The organism is Streptomyces sp. V3I8 (genome assembly GCF_030817535.1).
GTDB lineage: Bacteria > Actinomycetota > Actinomycetes > Streptomycetales > Streptomycetaceae > Streptomyces.
On sequence record NZ_JAUSZL010000002.1, the window covers coordinates 7,241,156 to 7,261,975 of the forward strand.

Here is a 20,820-nt window from a genome sequence, read left to right on the forward strand (position 1 = left end):
TCCCGGTGTGGAGCCCGACCTGTTCACCGCCGCAGCCGAAGAACGCCAGGAGAAGGACCCGTCCGGCAGCCCCCTGGCCGTACGGATGCGCCCGCGCGTCCTCGACGAGGTCGTGGGCCAGCAGCATCTGCTGAAGCCCGGCTCACCCTTGCGCAGACTGGTCGGCGAGAGCGGCGGAGGCCCGGCCGGCCCCTCCTCGGTGATCCTCTGGGGTCCCCCCGGCACCGGCAAGACGACCCTGGCGTACGTGGTCTCCCAGGCGACGGACAAGCGCTTCGTGGAGCTCTCCGCGATCACCGCGGGCGTCAAGGAGGTGCGCGCGGTCATCGAGAGCGCCCGCCGCGCCACCGGCGGCTTCGGCAAGGAGACCGTCCTCTTCCTCGACGAGATCCACCGCTTCAGCAAGGCCCAGCAGGACTCCCTGCTGCCGGCCGTGGAGAACCGCTGGGTGACGCTGATCGCGGCGACCACGGAGAACCCGTACTTCTCGGTGATCTCCCCGCTGCTGTCCCGCTCCCTGCTGCTGACCCTCGAACCGCTCACCGACGACGACCTGCGCGGACTGCTCCGCAGGGCGCTGGGCTCCGAGCGCGGCCTCAAGGAGGCGCTCACCCTCCCCGAGGACGCCGAGGAGCACCTGCTGCGGATCGCGGGCGGCGACGCCCGCCGCGCGCTGACCGCCCTGGAGGCCGCGGCCGGGTCCGCGCTCGACAAGGGCGAGCCGCAGATCACCCTGCAGACCCTGGAGGAGACCGTCGACCGGGCCGCGGTGAAGTACGACCGCGACGGCGACCAGCACTACGACGTGGCCAGCGCCCTGATCAAGTCCATCCGCGGGTCGGACGTCGACGCGGCCCTGCACTACCTGGCGCGCATGATCGAGGCCGGTGAGGACCCCCGGTTCATCGCCCGCCGGCTGATGATCTCCGCCAGCGAGGACATCGGCCTCGCCGATCCGACCGCCCTGCCGACCGCCGTCGCCGCCGCCCAGGCCGTCGCCATGATCGGTTTCCCGGAGGCCGCGCTCACCCTCAGCCACGCCACCATCGCGCTCGCCCTGGCCCCGAAGTCGAACGCCGCGACGACCGCGATCGGCGCCGCCATGGAGGACGTGCGCAAGGGCCACGCGGGCCCCGTGCCGACGCACCTGCGCGACGGGCACTACAAGGGCGCCGCCGCGCTCGGCCACGCGCAGGGGTACGTGTACCCGCACGACCTGCCCGAAGGCATCGCCGCCCAGCAGTACGCGCCCGAGGAGCTCAAGGACCGCGAGTACTACACCCCGACCCGGCACGGCGCCGAGGCCCGCTACGCGGACGCGGTCGAGTGGACCAGGAAGCACCTCGGTCGCAGGCGGTCCTGAGAACCCTGTAGACTCCTCCGCAGTGCTGAGTCCCGTGTCCGGCCCCGGTCGGCGCCTCAGGCGGGACATCCAGCCGGATCTTTCGATCCAGGAGCGTCGCGCACCTTCGTAGGTGTCGCGGGCAGCCCACCACCACCCGGAGTTCCGGGACAGGTCGGTGGGCCGTTCGTGTGCTGCACGTATGTGCCCAGCCAGGGGAGCGGCTGCCCGGCAGGTCCCCAGCGGACCTGTATGGGAATCCCCGGTTGCGGATGCGACCTCCCGTAACCCTGAGGCAGCCGAAGAGAAGAAGGAAAAGAAGTGGCGAACCAGCCCCGCCCCAAGGTCAAGAAGTCGCGTGCCCTCGGCATCGCGCTGACCCCGAAGGCCGTCAAGTACTTCGAGGCCCGCCCCTACCCGCCGGGCGAGCACGGCCGCGGCCGCAAGCAGAACTCGGACTACAAGGTCCGTCTGCTCGAGAAGCAGCGTCTGCGCGCGCAGTACGACGTGTCCGAGCGCCAGCTCGTCCGCGCCTACGAGCGTGCCGCCAAGACGCAGGGCAAGACCGGTGAGGCCCTGGTCATCGAGCTCGAGCGCCGGCTCGACGCGCTGGTCCTGCGTTCGGGCATCGCCCGCACGATCTACCAGGCCCGCCAGATGGTCGTGCACGGCCACATCGAGGTCAACGGTGGCAAGGTCGACAAGCCGTCCTTCCGCGTCAAGCCCGACGACGTCGTGATGGTCCGCGAGCGCAGCCGCAGCAAGACGCTGTTCGAGGTCGCGCGTGCCGGTGGCTTCGCCCCCGACGGCGAGACCCCGCGCTACCTGCAGGTGAACCTCGGCGCCCTGGCGTTCCGCCTGGACCGCGAGCCGAACCGCAAGGAGATCCCGGTGATCTGCGACGAGCAGCTCGTCGTCGAGTACTACGCCCGCTGATCAGGCGTACTCCTCACCACCGGCTCCGCGCCCGCGTCAGCCCGTCGCCCCGCCGCCCTCACGGGTGGGCGAGACGGCGGGCTCTCGTGTGTCCGGGGGTGCCGGCACGCCGTGCGGCGCGGGCCGCGCGGCGGGCGTGCGCTGCCGGGTGTGCCCCAGCGCCCGGCCCACCGCCGCCTGCCGGCCGAGCCGCGCCCCCAGGCGTACGCACTCCTCGTACCGTTCGTCGCCGAGCCGCTCCCGGGCCGCCGCCTCGCACCGCTCGTGCGGGGCGTTGTAGTGGACCGAGCCGAACAGCGGCAGGCCCACCGACGGCCACATCCGCGAAGCGGACCCCTGCAGCACCGCGGCCTCGTCGGCGTCGCCCTCCGCCACGGTGACCAGCGCGAGCAGCTCCACCGCCAGGACCGTGCCGAGCAGGTCGTGGAAGACGTGGCTGACGTCCAGGCACTCGGTCAGCAACCGCCGGGCCTCCGCCAGATCGCCCTCCGCCCAGGCCGCGTACGCCAGTACGTACTGCGCGTACGCGAGGGACCAGCGCTCCCCGTGGTCCACGCAGATCCGGCGCACCTCCTCGCACAGCCGCACCGCGCCCGGCAGATCGCCCTGGAACGCCAGGGCCATCGCCAGCTCGACCTGCCCCATCAGGACGTTGCTGTTGAGCTCGCCGATTTCCTGATAGCGGTCGAGCGCCGAACGCAGGAGCGTCTCCGCGCGCGGCATGTCGTCGGTGACCAGGGCCAGACAGCCGGTGCGGTGCTCGGCGTAGGCCAGCGCGGCGGCGTTCCCGGAACGTTCCGCCAGCTCCCGGCACTCGTGCAGCGCGGCGAACGCGGGCACGGTGTCGCCCTGGAGGACCGCCACGTACCCGAGCACCCACAGCGCCTTCAGCCGGGAGCGCTCGTGCGCGGTGTCCCGGTCCACGCTCCGCTCCAGCCAGTGCCGTCCCTCCGCGAGGCGGCCGCAGCCCACCCAGTAGAACCAGAGGGTGCCCGCCAGGTACTGGCCCAGGTGCCCGCCGTCCGGCTCGTCCAGACAGTGCTCCAGGGCGCGGCGCAGGTTCGGCAGCTCCGCCTCCAGCCGCGCGGCCACCTCGCGCTGCCGGGGTGAGAACCAGTCCAGCTCGCCCCAGGTGGCGAGCCCCATGTACCAGTCGCGGTGGCGCCGCCTCAGGCGTGCCCCGTCGCCCATGGCGTCCAGCCAGTCCGCGCCGTACGCCCCGACCGTGTCCAGCATCCGGTGGCGCACCCCCGCCGGGGTCTCCTCGCGGGTGACGACCGACTGGGCGAGCAGTTCGCCGAGCACGTCGAGGATGTTGTCGGGGCGCAGCCCGCCGCCCCCGCACACGTACTCCACGGCCTCCAGGTCGAACTGCCCGGCGAACACCGAGAGCCGCGCCCACAGCAGCCGCTCCAGCGGAGTGCACAGCTCGTGGCTCCAGCCGATCGCCGTCCGCAGGGCCTGATGGCGCGGCAGCGCGTCCCGCGCGCCGCCGGTGAGGAGCCGGAAGCGGTCGTCGAGCCGGGCCAGCAGCTGGGGCGGGGGAGAGGGCCCGCAGCCGTCCCGCCGCCAGCTCGACGGCCAGCGGCACCCCGTCGAGCCGCCGGCAGATCTCCTCGACGTCCGCGCGGTTGCCCTCGTCCACCGCGAAACCCGGCGTGCAGGCCGCGGCCCGGTCCGCGAACAGCTCCACCGCCTCCGGTCCGCCCAGCGGCGCGAGCGCGAACACCCGTTCACCCTCCACCGAGAGCGGCCGGCGCCCGACGGCGAGCACCCGCAGACCCGCCGAGCGCCGCAGCAGCTCACCGACCAGCGAGGCACAGGCGTCCACCAGGTGCTCGAACCCGTCGAGCACGAGCAGCAGCCGGCGCTCCGCCAGATGCTCCAGCAGCACCTGGCGCGGCGGCCGCGAGGTGTGGTCCGTCAGCCCCAGCGCCTCGACGACCGCGTGCTCGACGAGTCCCGGATCGCGCAGCGCGGCCAGCTCCACCAGCCACACGCCGTCACGCGGCCGGACCCGGTCCGCCGCGTGCGCCGCCAGCCGCGACTTGCCGACCCCGCCCGGGCCCGTCACCGTCACCAGCCGCGCCGTGCCGAGAGCCGTGCCCAGCCGGGCCAGTTCGGCCGAGCGGCCCACGAACGCGTTGAGTTTCAGGGGCAGATTGCCGGGCCGGCGACCGGCCGCCGCCGCACCGGAACGCCGAGAACGCCGAGAACGCTGAGTACGCCGCATGGGCAACGGAGCGTACTCATCCATACGCACTCCGTACAATCTCTTCGCACAACCCCGGTTGCGGCGGGCGGTAATCCGGTACGGAGCGGCGGCCCGGGCGCGATAGGGTCGGAGGACGACTTTTCGATGGTGAGGCACGAGTTCAGGGAGCGGGTGCGCAGTGTCCGGTGGAGAGGTGGCCGGGATTCTGGTGGCCGTCTTCTGGGCGATCCTGGTCTCCTTCCTCGCGGTGGCACTCGCGAGGCTGGCCCAGACGCTCAGGGCGACCACCAAACTCGTCGCGGACGTGACCGAACAGACGGTCCCGCTCCTCGCGGACGCCTCCGCGGCAGTGCGCTCGGCGCAGACGCAGATCGAGCGGGTCGACGCCATCGCGTCGGACGTCCAGGAGGTCACGTCGAACGCGTCGGCGCTCTCCTCGACCGTCGCCTCGACCTTCGGCGGCCCGCTGGTGAAGGTGGCGGCGTTCGGCTACGGCGTGCGCCGGGCCATGGGCGGCCGCCGCGAGGACGAGCCCGCCAAGCCCGCGCGTCGCACCGTGATCGTGGGCCGCACCGTCCCGTCGGCGCGACGGGGAAAGCGGAAGAAGGACTGACGCAGCGATGTTCCGCCGTACGTTCTGGTTCACCGCGGGCGCAGCCGCCGGTGTGTGGGCCACCACCAAGGTCAACCGCAAGATCAGGCAGCTGACGCCCGAGAGCCTCGCGGCGCAGGCCGCGAACAAGGCGATCGAGACGGGCCACCGCATCAAGGACTTCGCGCTCGACGTCCGCGAGGGCATGGCCCGGCGCGAGGCGGAACTCGGCGAGGCGCTCGGTCTGAACGCCGATCCCGAGCTGCCGCCGGTGCGCCGCGTCGCCGCTCTCGAGAACCGCGACGACCCGCAGTACGAGAAGAACCCGCAGCACGGCAAGAACCCGACGTACGTCGAGAGGTCGACGTACTCGCACAACCGGAATGAGGACCACTGATGGAGTCGGCCGAGATTCGCCGCCGCTGGTTGAGCTTCTTCGAGGAGCGCGGGCACACCGTCGTGCCTTCGGCGTCGCTCATCGCGGACGATCCGACCCTGCTCCTGGTCCCGGCCGGCATGGTGCCCTTCAAGCCCTACTTCCTCGGTGAGGTCAAGCCGCCCTTCGACCGCGCCACCAGCGTCCAGAAGTGCGTCCGGACACCGGACATCGAAGAGGTCGGCAAGACGACCCGGCACGGCACGTTCTTCCAGATGTGCGGCAACTTCTCCTTCGGCGACTACTTCAAGGAAGGCGCCATCAAGTACGCCTGGGAGCTGCTGACCAGCCCCCAGGACAAGGGCGGTTACGGCCTGGAGCCGGAGAAGCTCTGGATCACCGTGTACCTGGAGGACGACGAGGCCGAGCGCATCTGGCACGAGGTCGTCGGCGTCCCCAAGGAGCGCATCCAGCGCCTCGGCAAGAAGGACAACTACTGGTCCATGGGCGTCCCGGGCCCCTGCGGCCCGTGTTCCGAGATCAACTACGACCGCGGCCCCGCGTTCGGCGCCGAGGGCGGCCCCGCCGTCAACGACGAGCGGTACGTGGAGATCTGGAACCTCGTCTTCATGCAGTACGAGCGGGGCGAGGGCACCTCGAAGGAGGACTTCGAGATCCTCGGTGACCTGCCGAGCAAGAACATCGACACGGGTCTGGGCCTCGAACGCCTCGCCATGATCCTGCAGGACGTGCAGAACCTGTACGAGATCGACACCTCCATGGCCGTCATCAGGAAGGCCACCGAGCTGACCGGTGTCGAGTACGGCGCCGGCAAGGACTCCGACGTCTCCCTGCGCGTGGTCACCGACCACATGCGGACCTCCGTGATGCTCATCGGCGACGGCGTCTCGCCGGGCAACGAGGGCCGCGGCTACGTGCTGCGCCGCATCATGCGCCGCGCCATCCGCAACATGCGCCTCCTCGGCGCCACCGGCCCGGTCGTCAAGGACCTCGTCGACGTCGTCATCGGCATGATGGGGCAGCAGTACCCCGAGCTCGTCGGCGACCGGCAGCGCATCGAGACCGTCGCCCTCGCCGAGGAGGCCGCCTTCCTCAAGGCCCTCAAGGGCGGCACCAACATCCTCGACACCGCCGTCACGGAGACCAGGGCCGCCGGCGGCCGGGTCCTGTCCGGCGACAAGGCCTTCCTGCTGCACGACACCTGGGGCTTCCCCATCGACCTCACCCTGGAGATGGCCGCCGAGCAGGGGCTGTCGGTGGACCAGGACGGCTTCCGGCGCCTCATGAAGGAGCAGCGCGAGCGCGCCAAGGCCGACGCCAAGGCCAAGAAGACCGGGCACGCCGACATGGGCGCCTACCGCGAGATCGCCGACGCCGCCGGCGAGACCGACTTCATCGGCTACACCAGCACCGAGGGCGAGTCCACGGTCGTCGGCATCCTCGTCGACGGCGCCTCCTCACCGGCCGCCACCGAGGGCGACGAGGTCGAGATCGTCCTCGACCGCACCCCGTTCTACGCCGAGGGCGGCGGCCAGATCGGCGACACCGGCCGCATCAGGATCGACACGGGCGCCGTGATCGAGGTCCGCGACTGCCAGAAGCCGGTCCCCGGGGTGTACGTCCACAAGGGCGTCGTCCAGGTCGGCGAGGTGACCGTCGGCGCCAAGGCCCAGGCCGTCATCGACGTGCGCCGCCGCACGGCCATCGCCCGCGCCCACTCGGCCACGCACCTGACCCACCAGGCCCTGCGCGACGCCCTCGGCCCGACGGCCGCCCAGGCCGGTTCCGAGAACCAGCCCGGCCGCTTCCGCTTCGACTTCGGCTCCCCGGCCGCCGTGCCGACTGCCGTGATGACGGACGTCGAGCAGAAGATCAACGAGGTGCTCGCCCGCGACCTGGACGTGCACGCCGAGATCCTGAGCATCGACGAGGCCAAGAAGCAGGGCGCCATCGCCGAGTTCGGCGAGAAGTACGGCGAGCGCGTCCGCGTCGTCACCATCGGCGACTTCTCCAAGGAGCTCTGCGGCGGCACGCACGTGCACAACACCGCCCAGCTCGGCCTGGTGAAGCTGCTCGGCGAGTCCTCGATCGGTTCGGGCGTACGCCGTATCGAGGCCCTGGTGGGCGTCGACGCCTACAACTTCCTCGCCCGCGAGCACACGGTCGTCGCCCAGCTCCAGGAACTGATCAAGGGCCGTCCCGAGGAGCTCCCGGAGAAGGTCTCGGCCATGCTCGGCAAGCTGAAGGACGCCGAGAAGGAGATCGAGAAGTTCCGCGCCGAGAAGGTCCTCCAGGCCGCCGCCGGTCTCGCCGGGTCCGCCAAGGACGTGCAGGGCATCGCGCTGGTCACCGGTCAGGTCCCGGACGGCACGAGCGCCGACGACCTGCGCAGGCTGGTCCTCGACGTGCGCGGCCGCATCCAGGGCGGACGGGCCGTCGTGGTCGCCCTGTTCACCACGGTGAACGGCAAGCCGCTGACGGTCATCGCCACCAACGAGGCCGCCCGCGAGCGCGGCCTCAAGGCCGGTGACCTGGTGCGTACGGCCGCCAAGACCCTCGGTGGCGGCGGTGGCGGCAAGCCCGACGTCGCCCAGGGCGGTGGCCAGCACCCGGCCGCCATCGGTGAGGCCGTCGACGCCGTCGAGCGCCTCGTGGCCGAGTCCGCCGGGTGAGCGGGGGCGAGCGGGTCATGCGCCGCGGCCGCCGGCTCGCCGTCGACGTCGGGGACGCCCGGATCGGGGTCGCCTCGTGCGACCCCGACGGGATCCTCGCCACGCCGGTGGAGACCGTTCCGGGGCGTGACGTCCCGGCCGCCCACCGGCGCCTGCGGCAGCTCGTCGAGGAGTACGAGCCGATCGAGGTCGTCGTCGGTCTCCCGCGCTCCCTCAAGGGGGGCGAGGGTCCGGCCGCGGTGAAGGTCCGCGCCTTCGCGCAGGTCCTCGCGCGCGGGATCGCCCCCGTCCCGGTGCGGCTCGTGGACGAGAGGATGACCACGGTGACGGCCGGTCAGGGACTGCGCGCCTCGGGCGTGAAGGCCAAGAAGGGCAGATCGGTCATCGACCAGGTGGCGGCCGTGATCATCCTCCAGCAGGCACTGGAGTCCGAACGGGCGTCAGGCACATCCCCCGGCGAGGGCGTCGAAGTGGTCATCTGATCGCGGTACGGTAACGTTCCGCGCGATGCGGTGGTGTTCGAATAGCCTCCGCACAGGAGAGAGGCGTCCGGTAGCCGAGCCCAGCCACCGCGCGACCGTCGCCTCGCGGCTCTAGGGGATCGATGACTGAGTATGGCCGGGGCCCGGGCTCCGAACCGTGGCATCCCGAGGACCCGTTGTACGGGGACGACGGATGGGCAGGACAGGAGGCCCACGCGGCCCAGTCCTCCTACGGCGGCCAGCCGCAGCACCATCCGGAGCAGCCCCAGCCGCAGCAGCAGCCCCAGCAGTCGCAGTACGGCGACTGGGGCAACGCGCCGCAGCCCGGTTACGACCAGGGCCAGCAGCAGTACGACCAGGGCCAGCAGCAGTACGTCCAGGAGCAGCAGCAGTACGGCGGTCACCCTCCCCAGCAGTACAACGGCCAGGGCGGGCAGGGGTACGGCAACGAGGGCGGCGGTCGGTACGACCCGAACGCCCAGCAGTACGACCAGCACGGGCAGCCCTACAACGGCGGCTACGACACCGGTCAGCAGCAGTACCAGCCGCAGCAGCAGATCCCGTACGCCGGTGACCCGAACGACCCCTACGGCAACCAGGCCGCCGCGTACGGCGGTCAGCAGCCCGACCACTACGGGACCCCCGACGCGTATCCGCCACCGGAGCCGCCCGGCCGACGGCGCGCCGAACCCGAACCCGAGCCGGAACCGCGGCAGGGCGACTGGGACCCGGGCCCGGACCAGGGTGAGCACGCGTTCTTCGCGGATGACGCGGACGACCCGGACGACGACTCCGACGACCCGCAGGGCCGCCGGCGCGGCAAGGGGGGCAAGGGCAAGGGCGAGAAGAAACGCAAGAGCGGCTGCGCCTGCCTGGTCGTCTCGCTCGTCTTCACCTCGGTCATCGGTGGCGTCGCGTATTTCGGCTACCAGTTCTACGAGAATCGTTTCGGCTCGGCTCCCGATTACTCCGGCGACGGCACGGGCAAGCAGGTGACCGTCGTGATTCCGAAGGGCGCCTTCGGGTCGGTCATCGGCCAGCGGCTCAAGGCGGCCGGTGTCGTCAAGAGCGTGGACGCCTTCGTGGCGGCCCAGTCGAAGAATTCCGACGGCGACAAGATTCAAGCAGGTTCCTATCTGCTGAACAAGCAGATGTCCGCAGAAAGCGCTGTCGCGCTGATGCTCGACCCCAAGAGCCAGAACAACCTGGTCGTCCGCGAGGGGCAGCGCAACGTTACGGTGTACGAGGCGATCGACAAAAAGCTCGACCTCCCCAAGGGCAGCACCGCGAAGGTCGCGAAGGAGAAGTACGAGAGCCTCGGACTGCCGGACTGGGCGAACGACGACACCGACATCAAGGACCCGCTGGAAGGATTCCTCTACCCGGCGACCTACCCGGCCGACAAGGACATGAAGCCTGAGGCCGTCCTGAAGCAGATGGTGTCGCAGGCCAACGAGGAGTACGCCAAGTACGACCTGGAGGCGAAGGCCGGGGACCTCGGCCTGGAGGACCCGCTGCAGGTCGTCACGGTGGCGAGCTTGGTGCAGGCCGAGGGCATCACGCACGACGACTTCAGGAAGATGGCGTCCGTCGTCTACAACCGCCTGAAGCCGACGAACGACGTCACCAACCAGAAACTCGAGTTCGACTCGACGTACAACTATCTCAAGGGCCAGAGCAAGATCGACATCTCGGTCGCCGAGATCCGCAATTACGACGACCCGTACAACACGTACTTCTACAAGGGGCTGCCGCCCGGGCCGATCGGGAATCCCGGTGAGGACGCGCTGAAGGCGGCGGTGAACCCGGACGGCGGTGCGTGGATGTTCTTCATCTCCATCGACGGCAAGAAGACCGACTTCACCAAGACGTTGGCCGACCACGAGAAGCTGGTTCAGAAATTCAATGAACGGCGCAACAAGGACTGACGGGGACCGGCGGTACCGGGCCGCCGTTCTCGGTTCCCCGATCGGCCATTCCCTCTCTCCGGTGCTGCACCGTGCCGCGTACGGGGAACTGGGCCTGCGGGACTGGTCGTACGACCGCTTCGAGATCGACGAGGCGGCGCTGCCGGAATTCCTCGCGGGGCTCGGTCCCGAATGGGCCGGGCTCTCGCTGACGATGCCGCTCAAGCGCGCCGTCATCCCGCTGCTCGACGGGATCAGTGACACCGCGGCCTCCGTCGAGGCCGTGAACACGGTGGTGTTCACCGAGGACGGGCGCCGCGTCGGCGACAACACCGACATCCCCGGGATCGTCGCCGCGCTGCGCGAACGCGGCATCGAGCAGGTGGAGTCCGCGGCGGTCCTCGGCGCGGGCGCCACCGCCTCCTCCGCGCTGGCCGCGCTCGCCCGCGTCTGCACGGGCGAGGTCGTCGCGTACGTCCGCAGCGCGGCGCGCGCCGCCGAGATGCGGCGGTGGGGCGAGCGGCTCGGCATCGAGGTGCGCACGGCGGACTGGGCGGACGCCGGGCAGGCGCTGCGCGCGCCCCTGGTGATCGCGACGACCCCCGCGGGCACCACCGACTCCCTGGCCCGGTCCGTCCCCGAACGGCCCGCCACCCTGTTCGACGTCCTGTACGACCCGTGGCCGACCGATCTGGCGGCCCGCTGGTCCGTCTGCGGAGGCGCTGTCGTCAGTGGCCTGGACCTGCTGGTGCACCAGGCGGTCCTGCAGGTCGAGCAGATGACAGGGCGCGCTCCGGTTCCGCTCGACGCCCTGCGGACGGCGGGGGAGAAGTCCCTCGCGGCGCGGTAGGGAGGACCGCTAGGATCCGGCTTTCGATTCCGCAGGGGACGGGGTCGGATCCATCGGGGGACTGAAACCATGTATGTGACACAGGCGTCCTGGAAGTCGGAGATCTTCCAGGTGACCGTCGGGTTCCTGCCGGACCGGGCGCAGATCGGCGCCCTCGGGCTCGTGGTGCTCGCGGTCCTCGCGAGCTGGGTCGTCAAGCTCAGGCGCAGGCTCGCGTACCGCCGGGCGGTGCGCCCGGGACAGCCCGTCCACGCGGCGCGGTACGGACAGGGCCGCGGCGCCGACCACCTGGGCGCGTACGCCCCGCAGCCCGGGCCGGACGACACCAGGGCATGACGGGAGCGCGTCCGCCTGGTGGACCTGGGACCGGGCGCGGGGCGCGGGCGTGGGAGGATCGGAGGCGGCGGGCCAGGGCCGCGCACCCGGCCGCGCCGCCGCCGTACGCGAGGACGCGCGTACGCAGGAGCCTGTACGCACAGAGGCAGGACACCGCACCAGGGCGCGAGCATGAGGAGCACCGTTGAGCAGGTTGCGCTGGCTGACCGCGGGGGAGTCCCACGGCCCCGCACTCGTGGCGACGCTGGAGGGTCTTCCCGCCGGCGTGCCCGTCACCACGGAGATGGTGGCGGACCACCTGGCCCGGCGCCGCCTGGGCTATGGACGCGGTGCGCGGATGAAGTTCGAGCGCGACGAGGTCACCTTCCTCGGCGGGGTGCGGCACGGCCTCACCCTCGGCTCGCCGGTCGCGGTGATGGTCGGCAACACCGAGTGGCCCAAGTGGGAACAGGTGATGGCGGCCGACCCGGTCGACCCGCAGATCCTCGGTGAACTGGCCCGCAACGCCCCGCTGACCCGGCCGCGGCCCGGCCACGCCGACCTCGCCGGCATGCAGAAGTACGGGTTCGACGAGGCCCGGCCGATCCTGGAGCGGGCGTCCGCGCGGGAGACGGCGGCGCGGGTGGCGCTGGGCGCGGTGGCCCGTTCGTACCTGAAGGAGACCGCCGGCATCGAGGTGGTCTCGCACGTGGTGGAGCTGGCGGCGGCGAAGGCCCCCTACGGCGTCCTGCCGACCCCCGCCGACGTGGAGAAGCTGGACGCGGACCCGGTGCGCTGCCTGGACGCGGACGCCTCGAAGGCGATGGTCGCGGAGATCGACCAGGCCCACAAGGACGGCGACACGCTCGGCGGCGTCGTCGAGGTCCTGGCGTACGGCGTGCCGGTGGGCCTCGGCTCGCACGTGCACTGGGACCGCCGCCTCGACGCCCGGCTGGCGGCGGCGCTGATGGGCATCCAGGCCATCAAGGGCGTGGAGGTCGGCGACGGCTTCGACCTCGCGCGGGTGCCCGGTTCCCGGGCGCACGACGAGATCGTGAACACCGACGAGGGCATCCGCCGCACCTCGGGCCGCTCCGGTGGCACCGAGGGCGGTCTCACGACCGGCGAACTGCTGCGCGTACGGGCCGCGATGAAGCCCATCGCCACCGTGCCGCGGGCGCTGGCCACCGTCGACGTGGCGACCGGCGAGGCCACCAAGGCGCACCATCAGCGCTCGGACGTGTGCGCGGTACCGGCGGCGGGGATCGTCGCCGAGGCGATGGTCGCGCTGGTCCTGGCGGACGCGGTGGCGGAGAAGTTCGGCGGCGACAGCGTGCCGGAGACCCGCCGCAACGTGGAGTCCTACCTCGAGAACCTGGTCGTGCGGTGACCGGTCCCAGGATCGTGCTGGTCGGCCCGATGGGGGTCGGCAAGTCCACGGTCGGCGCGCTGCTCGCGGAGCGGCTCGGCTGCCGCTACCGGGACACCGACGAGGACATCGTGACCGAGCAGGGCCGCACCGTCGCGGACATCTTCGTCGACGAGGGCGAACCGGTCTTCCGCGCCCTCGAGAAGAGGGCCGTGCACCGCGCGCTCGCGGAACACGACGGCGTCCTGGCACTGGGCGGCGGCTCGGTCCTCGACGCGGACACCCGCGCCCTGCTCGCCGGGCACCCCGTGGTGTACCTCTCGATGGACGTCGAGGAAGCGGTCCAGCGCACGGGCCTGAACGCGGCCCGGCCGCTGCTCGCGGTCAACCCGCGCCGGCAGTGGCGCGAACTGATGGACGCCCGCCGCCCCCTGTACGCGGAGGTCGCGAGCGCCGTGGTCGCCACCGACGGCCGTACCCCCGAAGAGGTCACCCGAGCGGTCCTCGACGCACTGGAGTTGAAGGAAGCATGAGCGAGGCAGTGACGCGGATCCACGTCGGCGGCACGGCGGGCAGCGAGCCGTACGAGGTCCTGGTCGGCCGGCAGCTCCTCGGCGAGCTGGGCGCGCTGGTGGGGGACCGGGCCAAGCGGGTCGCGGTGATCCACCCGGAGGCCCTCGCCGAGACCGGTGACGCGCTCCGCGCCGACCTGGCGGAGCAGGGCTTCGAGGCCGTCGCCATCCAGGTGCCCAACGCCGAGGAGGCCAAGACGGCGGAGGTCGCCGCCTACTGCTGGAAGGCGCTCGGGCAGTCCGGCTTCACCCGCACCGACGTGATCGTCGGCGTCGGCGGCGGATCCACCACCGACCTGGCCGGCTTCGTCGCGGCGACCTGGCTGCGCGGGGTGCGCTGGATCGCCGTCCCCACCACCGTGCTGGCCATGGTGGACGCGGCGGTCGGCGGCAAGACCGGCATCAACACCGCCGAGGGCAAGAACCTCGTCGGCGCCTTCCACCCGCCGGCCGGCGTGCTGTGCGACCTGGCGGCGCTCGACTCGCTGCCGGTGCACGACTTCGTGTCGGGGCTCGCCGAGATCATCAAGGCCGGGTTCATCGCCGACCCGGAGATCCTCGGACTCATCGAGGCCGACCCGCAGGGCGCCCGTACGCCCGCCGGGCCGCACACCGCCGAGCTCATCGAGCGCTCCATCAGGGTCAAGGCCGAGGTCGTCTCGTCCGACCTGAAGGAGTCCGGGCTGCGCGAGATCCTCAACTACGGGCACACCCTCGCCCACGCCATCGAGAAGAACGAGCGCTACGAGTGGCGGCACGGCGCGGCGGTCGCGGTCGGCCTGCACTTCGCCGCCGAGCTGGGCCGTCTGGCCGGGCGGCTGGACGACGTGACCGCAGACCGGCACCGCACGATCCTGGAGTCCGTCGGGCTGCCGCTGAACTACCGCTACGACCAGTGGCCCAGGCTCCTGGAGAACATGAAGGTCGACAAGAAGTCCCGCGGCGACCTCCTGCGCTTCATCGTCCTCGACGGACTGGCCAAGCCGACCGTCCTGGAGGGCCCCGACCCGGCGGTGCTGCTCGCCGCCTACGGCGAAGTGGGCGAATAGCCCCCGCGGGCGGCGTGCGGCCCGATCCGCCGTGCACGGACGGGCACTTCGGGCCGCACCCGGCCGTTCACCAAACGGCGGCCGGGGACGGTACCGTTCGGTAGGGGAGCGGGGCGGACGCCTCGCCGCCAGCGCCCATTGCCTGTACGAGACGGAGTGGCACCGGATGCAGCACGCAGTGGGGTCTCCGCTGCCGCCGCCCCATCAGCAGGGGCACGGACCGGCCGCCGGCTGGTCGGGGGCCGCACCACACCCGGGACCGCACCACCCGGGCCCGCACACCGGCGCACACCCGGGACCCGGGCCGGTGAACCCGCCCGCCGGTCCGCCGGTCTTCGCCGGAGCCGGAGCCGGGGCGCAGTCCGGGCCCGCCGCACCGCACCAGCCGGGCCATCCGCCCGCGCCGCACCACGCGGTCCCGCACCACGCTCCCATGCCGCCGGCACCGGACACCACGGGGCACGTCCAGCTGCCGCCGGGCGGTCCCGTCCCGATGCCGAGCGCGCCGCCCGCGACCGGTACCCCCGATCCGACGTCCACGACGCTCGCCGTGCTGCTCATCGGGCCCGCGGGCGCGGGCAAGACCAGCGTCGCCAAGTACTGGGCGGACCACCGAAGGGTGCCCACGGCGCACATCAGCCTGGACGACGTCCGCGAGTGGGTGCGCTCCGGTTTCGCCGACCCGCAGTCGGGGTGGAACGACATGTCGGAGGCGCAGTACCGGCTCGCCCGCCGCACCTGCGGGTTCGCGGCCCGCAACTTCCTGGCCAACAACATCTCCTGCATCCTCGACGACGCCGTGTTCCCCGACCGCCCCGTGGTGGGTCTCGGCGGCTGGAAGCGGCACGTCGGCCCCGGTCTGCTGCCGGTCGTCCTGCTGCCGGGCCTGGAGATAGTCCTGGAGCGCAACGCGGAGCGCTCCGGAAACCGCCGCCTCACGGACGAGGAGGTCGCCCGCATCCACGGCCGGATGGCCGGCTGGTACGGATCGGGCCTGCCGATCATCGACAACTCCCAGCTCGACGTCCCCCAGACGGCCCAGGTCCTGAACGACGTCCTGGCCCGCTCCATGGCGAGCCCGCCCCAGTGGTAGCCCTCCCCTGAGGCCCGTGCCCGAAGGGGCGCGGGGGACTGCGCGGCCGGCCTCCACCGGTCTGCGCCCGGCATTTCGGCCTCCAGCCGTTCCCCGTTTCCCGCTCGGCCCCTCCGAACCGGCACAAAGCGGGCGAATCTCATACTCTCGGAACATGCCAGAGGTGTACGAGACCCGCCGAGCCCGCCTACGGGACCGCTGCAACGCAAGCGGCAGCGCCACCGCGCTGGTCTCCCGCCCCGCCAACGTCCGCTATCTCACCGGCGCGACGGCACCCGGCGCGGTCCTCCTCCTGGGCAGGACCGAGGACCTCCTCGTGCACGGCGCGGCGCCGGAGGCCCCGGCCGGCCCCCCGCCCGGCGCGGTCCGCCCGGACGGGGCCCTGCGCGTCCACACCCTGCCGGGCCCCGGCGGCGACCCCGCGGTCGCCGCCGCGGGCCTCGCCGCGGCCCAGGGCGCCGAGTCCCTCGCCGTGGAGGAACACCACCTGACGGTCGGCAGGTACCGGGCGATCGGCTCCGTGGCCCCCGGCCTGTGCCTCGCGGACGTCGGCGGAGCCGTCGAACAGCTGCGCGTGACCAAGGACGAGGAGGAGATCTCCTGCCTGCGCATCGGCGCGGAGATCGCCGACCAGGCGCTGGGGGAACTCCTGGAGTCGATCCTGGTCGGCCGCACCGAACGGCACCTCGCCCTGGAACTGGAACGCCGTCTCGTCGACCACGGCGCCGACGGCCCGGCCTTCAGGACCTCCGTCGGCACGGGACCGCACTCCGGCCGCCGTCTGCACCGGCCCACCGACCGCCGGGTCGAGGAGGGGGACTTCCTCTCCGTCCGCCTCGGGGCGACCTACCGCGGATACCGCTGCGAGATCGGCCGGACCTTCGTCATCGGCACCTCGCCCGCCGACTGGCAGATCGAGCTGTACGACCTCGTCTTCGCCGCCCAGCGGGCCGGCCGCGAAGCCCTGGTACCCGGGGCGGCCTGCCGTGACGTGGACCACGCGGCCCGCCAGGTGCTGGCCTCCGCGGGGTACGCGGAGGGCCTCCCCGCGTCGACCGGGCACGGTGTGGGGCTCGAAATCGACGAGGAGCCGCAGTTGGCCCCCGCGGCCATGGGTAAACTGGACGCTTGCGTGCCGGTCACCGTCGAACCGGGGGTCCACCTCCCGGGCCGGGGCGGTGTCCGGATCGATGACACGCTCGTCGTACGCCCTGAGGCGGACGGCGGACCCGAGCTACTCACCATCACGACCAAGGAACTGCTCGCGCTCTAGCTTCGCAAGCTTCGAACGTCCTTCGATCGCTTCGAGCCGTGCGCGTGCCACCGGGGTCGTCCACGTCAGTCCAGGAGATTCCGCAACCGTGGCTTCCACGAACGACCTCAAGAACGGCCTCGTGCTCAAGCTCGACGGCGGCCAGCTCTGGTCCGTAGTCGAGTTCCAGCACGTCAAGCCCGGCAAGGGCCCGGCCTTCGTGCGCACCAAGCTGAAGAACGTGCTTTCCGGCAAGGTCGTCGACAAGACGTTCAACGCCGGCGTCAAGGTCGAGACGGCCACTGTCGACAAGCGCGACATGCAGTTCTCGTACATGGACGGCGAGTACTTCGTCTTCATGGACATGCAGACCTACGACCAGCTCATGGTCGACCGCAAGGCCGTCGGCGACGCCGCCAACTTTCTGATCGAGGGCTTCACCGCCACCGTCGCGCAGCACGAGGGCGAGGTGCTCTTCGTGGAGCTGCCGGCCGCCGTCGAGCTCGTCGTCCAGGAGACCGAGCCGGGCGTCCAGGGCGACCGCTCCACCGGTGGCACCAAGCCCGCCACCCTGGAGACCGGTCACCAGATCAACGTCCCGCTCTTCATCACCACCGGTGAGAAGATCAAGGTCGACACCCGCACGAGCGACTACCTCGGCCGGGTGAACAGCTAACCGTGGCTGCCCGCAATACGGCCCGCAAGCGCGCCTTCCAGATCCTCTTCGAGGGGGACCAGCGGGGCGTCGACGTCCTGACGGTCCTCGCGGACTGGATCCGGCACTCCCGGACGGACACCCGGCAGCCGCCGGTGAGCGAGTTCACGATGCAGCTGGTCGAGGGCTACGCGAACTACGAGAAGCGCATCGACGACCTGATCTCGCAGTACGCCGTCGGCTGGACGCTCGACAGGATGCCGGTCGTCGACCGCAACATCCTGCGCCTCGGCGCGTACGAGCTGATCTGGCTGGACGAGACTCCGGACGCGGTCGTGCTCGACGAGGCGGTGCAGCTCGCCAAGGAGTTCTCCACGGACGAGTCGCCCGCCTTCGTGAACGGGCTGCTCGGCCGGTTCAAGGAGCTCAAGTCGTCGCTGCGCCGGGACGAGGCCTGAGCCCCGGTGCTCCGCACGGGGCGATGTCCTGTGCGGGTCCGTGAGGGCTGAGCGCGCAGTTCCCCGCGCCCCTGAGAACGCCGGAGGGCCCCCAGCATCACGCTGGGGGCCCTCCGGCGTCTCCCGATACGGCTGGAGCTCCCCCAGCCCCGCAGAAAGCCGCCGGGGTGGCCGGAACCGTCTGGTTCCGGCCACCCCGGCGGCACGTTTCTTCTCGGTGCTGGTGCGGGTCAGCCCTCTTCGTGGGCCACCGCGCGGCGCGCGTCCGCGTCCAGGACGCCCCAGCTGATCAGCTGCTCGGTGAGGACCGAGGGCGACTGGTCGTAGATGACGGCGAGGGTGCGCAGGTCGTCCTGGCGGATCGACAGCACCTTGCCGTTGTAGTCGCCGCGCTGGGACTGGATCGTCGCCGCGTAACGCTGCAGGGGGCCGGCCTTCTCGGCCGGCACGTGGGCCAGCCGCTCCAGGTCGAGGACCAGCTTCGGCGGCGGCTCGGCGGCTCCACCGGGCGTGGTGCCGGGCAGCAGCTCCTGCACGGGAACGCCGTAGAAGTCCGCGAGCTCCGCGAGGCGCTGCACGGTCACGGCGCGGTCGCCGCGCTCGTACGAACCGACCACGACCGCCTTCCAGCGGCCCTGGGACTTCTCCTCGACGCCGTGGAGTGAAAGGCCCTGCTGGGTACGGATGGCACGGAGCTTGGCCCCGAGCTGTTTGGCGTATTCGCTGGACATATGGCTCCCCGGCACTGTGTCGACGTGCGGCTCGGCCGCGCGGCTGGTGACTCACTGTGAGGTTACGCAGCGTGACTCTGCCCCGTCAAGCCGGATGGTCCGGACCGGCCCTTCCGTGTGAGCGGTGAACGGCCGGGACGGGGGTGGTGATCAGGGGCGTTGTCGGGCTGGTACCGTTGATGGCGCAATTCCGACGTCCTTTAATGATCCGTCCCGTGAGGCGGAGAAGGAGGTCCGTTTCCTATGGACACCGAACAGCAGAAGCAGCGGTACGAGTCCGATGCGCGGCCCGTTCTCGAGGCGCCCGACATCGCGCGGGTCCTGACCCGCATCGCCCACGAGATCGTGGAGCGCGCCAAGGGCGCCGAGGACGTGGTGCTCCTGGGCATCCCGACGCGGGGCGTGTACCTGGCCCAGCGGCTCGCCGCCAAGCTCCAGGAGATCACCGGCCGCGGGATCCCGGTCGGCTCCCTCGACATCACCATGTACCGCGACGACCTGCGCATGCACCCGCCGCGCGCGCTGGCCCGCACCGACATCCCCGGTGACGGCATCGACGGCCGCCTGGTCGTCCTCGTCGACGACGTGCTCTTCTCCGGCCGCACCATCCGCGCCGCCCTCGACGCGCTGAACGACATCGGCCGCCCGCGCGCCGTGCAGCTCGCGGTCCTCGTCGACCGCGGTCACCGCGAACTCCCGATCCGCGCCGACTACGTCGGCAAGAACCTCCCCACGTCGTTGCGGGAGACGGTCAAGGTCCAGCTCGCCGAGGAGGACGGTCGCGACACCGTGCTGCTCGGTGTGAAGCAGACCTCCCCGGGCGGGCCGCAGTAGCTCTCCGGCGTACGGCCCGCCGTACGCCGGTGCCCCCGCGCGCCCCGGCCCGCCCGGGTGTGTCCCAAGGACACACCCGGTGCCCGCTTCCCGACCTGAACTGCCTTACGGAGCCTGAAAGATGCAGCGTCATCTCATCTCGGCCGCCGACCTCACCCGCGACGACGCCGTCCTGATCCTCGACACCGCCGAGGAGATGGCCCGGGTCGCCGACCGGCCGATCAAGAAACTGCCGACCCTGCGCGGCCGTACCGTCGTCAACCTCTTCTTCGAGGACTCCACGCGTACCCGGATCTCCTTCGAGGCCGCCGAGAAGCGCCTGTCCGCGGACGTCATCAACTTCACCGCCAAGGGCTCCAGCGTCTCCAAGGGAGAGTCCCTGAAGGACACCGCCCAGACCCTGGAGGCCATGGGCGTCGACGCCGTCGTCATCCGGCACGGCGCCTCCGGAGCCCCCTACCGGCTCGCGACCTCCGGCTGGATCGACGCCGCCGTCATCAACGCCGGGGACGGCACCCACCAGCACCCCACCCAGGCGCTCCTCGACGCCTTCACCATGCGGCGCCGGCTCGTCGGCCGGGACGCGGGGCTCGGCCAGGACCTGGCGGGCAAGCGGATCACGCTCGTCGGCGACATCCTGCACAGCCGCGTGGCCCGCTCGAACGTCGACCTGCTGCACACCCTCGGCGCCGAGGTCACGCTCGTGGCCCCGCCGACCCTGGTGCCGGTCGGCGTCGAGACCTGGCCCTGCGAGGTCTCGTACGACCTCGACAGCACGCTCTCCAAGTCCGACGCGGTGATGCTGCTGCGCGTCCAGCGCGAGCGGATGAACGCGGCGTTCTTCCCCACCGAGCGCGAGTACTCGCGGCGCTACGGGCTCGACGGCGACCGCATGGCGCGGATGCCCGAGCACGCCATCGTGATGCACCCCGGCCCGATGGTCCGCGGCATGGAGATCACCGCCGAGGTCGCCGACTCCGACCGCTGCACCGTCGTCGAGCAGGTCACCAACGGCGTCTCCATCCGGATGGCCGTCCTGTACCTGCTGCTCGGTGGCAACGAGCCCGCCGTCACCCACTCGCGTACCGAGGAGAAGTAA

General features: G+C 71.6%; 19 protein-coding genes and 1 pseudogene. 18 read left to right on the forward strand and 2 right to left on the reverse strand.

The genetic code is table 11. The features are described 5' to 3' along the window. Positions 1-7: 7 nt before the first annotated feature. Positions 8-1,363: a replication-associated recombination protein A gene (locus QFZ75_RS32070; RefSeq protein ID WP_307542490.1), complete on the forward strand. Its 1,356-nt coding sequence runs from the start codon at positions 8-10 to the stop codon at positions 1,361-1,363. 300 nt (positions 1,364-1,663) lie between these two features. Continuing rightward, positions 1,664-2,278 carry a 30S ribosomal protein S4 gene (gene rpsD / locus QFZ75_RS32075; protein WP_307542491.1) on the forward strand — a complete coding sequence of 205 codons (615 nt, stop codon included), beginning with the start codon at positions 1,664-1,666 and terminating at the stop codon, positions 2,276-2,278. A 36-nt stretch (positions 2,279-2,314) separates the two neighbouring features. On the opposite strand, the pseudogene QFZ75_RS32080 reads toward rpsD, so the two are convergent. Next, positions 2,315-4,511: pseudogene (locus QFZ75_RS32080) on the reverse strand (AAA family ATPase). A gap of 160 nt (positions 4,512-4,671) precedes the next feature. Here QFZ75_RS32080 and QFZ75_RS32085 point away from each other — a divergent pair. The 14 genes from QFZ75_RS32085 (at position 4,672) to nusB (ending at position 18,156) form a co-directional block, all read left to right on the forward strand. Further along, entirely contained in the window at positions 4,672-5,106 is a 435-nt protein-coding gene (locus QFZ75_RS32085; protein WP_307542493.1) for a DUF948 domain-containing protein, read from the forward strand. A 7-nt stretch (positions 5,107-5,113) separates the two neighbouring features. Then, positions 5,114-5,482, forward strand: a complete 369-nt coding sequence (locus QFZ75_RS32090) for a DUF6167 family protein (RefSeq protein WP_307542495.1) — start codon at positions 5,114-5,116, stop codon at positions 5,480-5,482. After that, entirely contained in the window at positions 5,482-8,154 is a 2,673-nt protein-coding gene (gene alaS / locus QFZ75_RS32095) for an alanine--tRNA ligase (protein WP_307542498.1), read from the forward strand. The genes QFZ75_RS32090 and alaS overlap by 1 nt, the downstream gene beginning before the upstream one ends. Before the next feature lie 17 nt (positions 8,155-8,171). Next, positions 8,172-8,636 carry a Holliday junction resolvase RuvX gene (ruvX, locus tag QFZ75_RS32100; RefSeq protein ID WP_307544929.1) on the forward strand — a complete coding sequence of 155 codons (465 nt, stop codon included), beginning with the start codon at positions 8,172-8,174 and terminating at the stop codon, positions 8,634-8,636. A gap of 122 nt (positions 8,637-8,758) precedes the next feature. After that, positions 8,759-10,564: an endolytic transglycosylase MltG gene (gene mltG / locus QFZ75_RS32105; RefSeq protein ID WP_307542500.1), complete on the forward strand. Its 1,806-nt coding sequence runs from the start codon at positions 8,759-8,761 to the stop codon at positions 10,562-10,564. Then, positions 10,542-11,393 (forward strand): shikimate dehydrogenase, encoded by an 852-nt coding sequence (locus tag QFZ75_RS32110; protein WP_307542501.1) that lies wholly within the window; start codon positions 10,542-10,544, stop codon positions 11,391-11,393. Before mltG ends, QFZ75_RS32110 begins: the two co-directional genes overlap by 23 nt. 69 nt (positions 11,394-11,462) lie before the next feature. After that, the gene (locus QFZ75_RS32115; protein WP_307542502.1) at positions 11,463-11,729 is read left to right on the forward strand and encodes a hypothetical protein; all 267 of its coding nucleotides are present in this window, start codon (positions 11,463-11,465) and stop codon (positions 11,727-11,729) included. A 184-nt stretch (positions 11,730-11,913) separates the two neighbouring features. Beyond that, positions 11,914-13,098 carry a chorismate synthase gene (aroC, locus tag QFZ75_RS32120; RefSeq protein ID WP_307542503.1) on the forward strand — a complete coding sequence of 395 codons (1,185 nt, stop codon included), beginning with the start codon at positions 11,914-11,916 and terminating at the stop codon, positions 13,096-13,098. A 29-nt stretch (positions 13,099-13,127) separates the two neighbouring features. Beyond that, on the forward strand, positions 13,128-13,610 hold the full coding sequence (locus QFZ75_RS32125; RefSeq protein ID WP_307544931.1) for a shikimate kinase: 483 nt from the start codon (positions 13,128-13,130) through the stop codon (positions 13,608-13,610). After that, complete coding sequence (aroB, locus tag QFZ75_RS32130) at positions 13,607-14,698, forward strand: 3-dehydroquinate synthase (protein ID WP_307542506.1); 1,092 nt, start codon at positions 13,607-13,609, stop codon at positions 14,696-14,698. The genes QFZ75_RS32125 and aroB overlap by 4 nt, the downstream gene beginning before the upstream one ends. 166 nt (positions 14,699-14,864) lie before the next feature. After that, a complete protein-coding gene (locus QFZ75_RS32135; protein ID WP_307542508.1) occupies positions 14,865-15,791 on the forward strand; it encodes a Pro-rich N-terminal domain-containing protein in 927 nt (308 codons plus the stop codon). 154 nt (positions 15,792-15,945) lie between these two features. Further along, positions 15,946-17,064 (forward strand): aminopeptidase P family protein, encoded by a 1,119-nt coding sequence (locus QFZ75_RS32140; RefSeq protein ID WP_307542510.1) that lies wholly within the window; start codon positions 15,946-15,948, stop codon positions 17,062-17,064. An 88-nt stretch (positions 17,065-17,152) separates the two neighbouring features. Further along, a complete protein-coding gene (efp, locus tag QFZ75_RS32145; RefSeq protein WP_055513022.1) occupies positions 17,153-17,719 on the forward strand; it encodes an elongation factor P in 567 nt (188 codons plus the stop codon). Between the two features lie 2 nt (positions 17,720-17,721). Beyond that, positions 17,722-18,156 (forward strand): transcription antitermination factor NusB, encoded by a 435-nt coding sequence (nusB, locus tag QFZ75_RS32150; protein ID WP_307542512.1) that lies wholly within the window; start codon positions 17,722-17,724, stop codon positions 18,154-18,156. Positions 18,157-18,386: 230 nt separating this feature from the next. Here nusB and bldD read toward each other — a convergent pair whose 3' ends face one another. Beyond that, positions 18,387-18,887 (reverse strand): transcriptional regulator BldD, encoded by a 501-nt coding sequence (bldD, locus tag QFZ75_RS32155; RefSeq protein WP_017945577.1) that lies wholly within the window; start codon positions 18,885-18,887, stop codon positions 18,387-18,389. A gap of 243 nt (positions 18,888-19,130) precedes the next feature. Here bldD and pyrR point away from each other — a divergent pair, with 243 nt between their 5' ends. Both pyrR and QFZ75_RS32165 read left to right on the forward strand, forming a co-directional pair. Continuing rightward, the gene (pyrR, locus tag QFZ75_RS32160) at positions 19,131-19,721 is read left to right on the forward strand and encodes a bifunctional pyr operon transcriptional regulator/uracil phosphoribosyltransferase PyrR (RefSeq protein WP_307542516.1); all 591 of its coding nucleotides are present in this window, start codon (positions 19,131-19,133) and stop codon (positions 19,719-19,721) included. A gap of 121 nt (positions 19,722-19,842) precedes the next feature. Continuing rightward, positions 19,843-20,820 (forward strand): aspartate carbamoyltransferase catalytic subunit, encoded by a 978-nt coding sequence (locus tag QFZ75_RS32165; RefSeq protein ID WP_307542518.1) that lies wholly within the window; start codon positions 19,843-19,845, stop codon positions 20,818-20,820.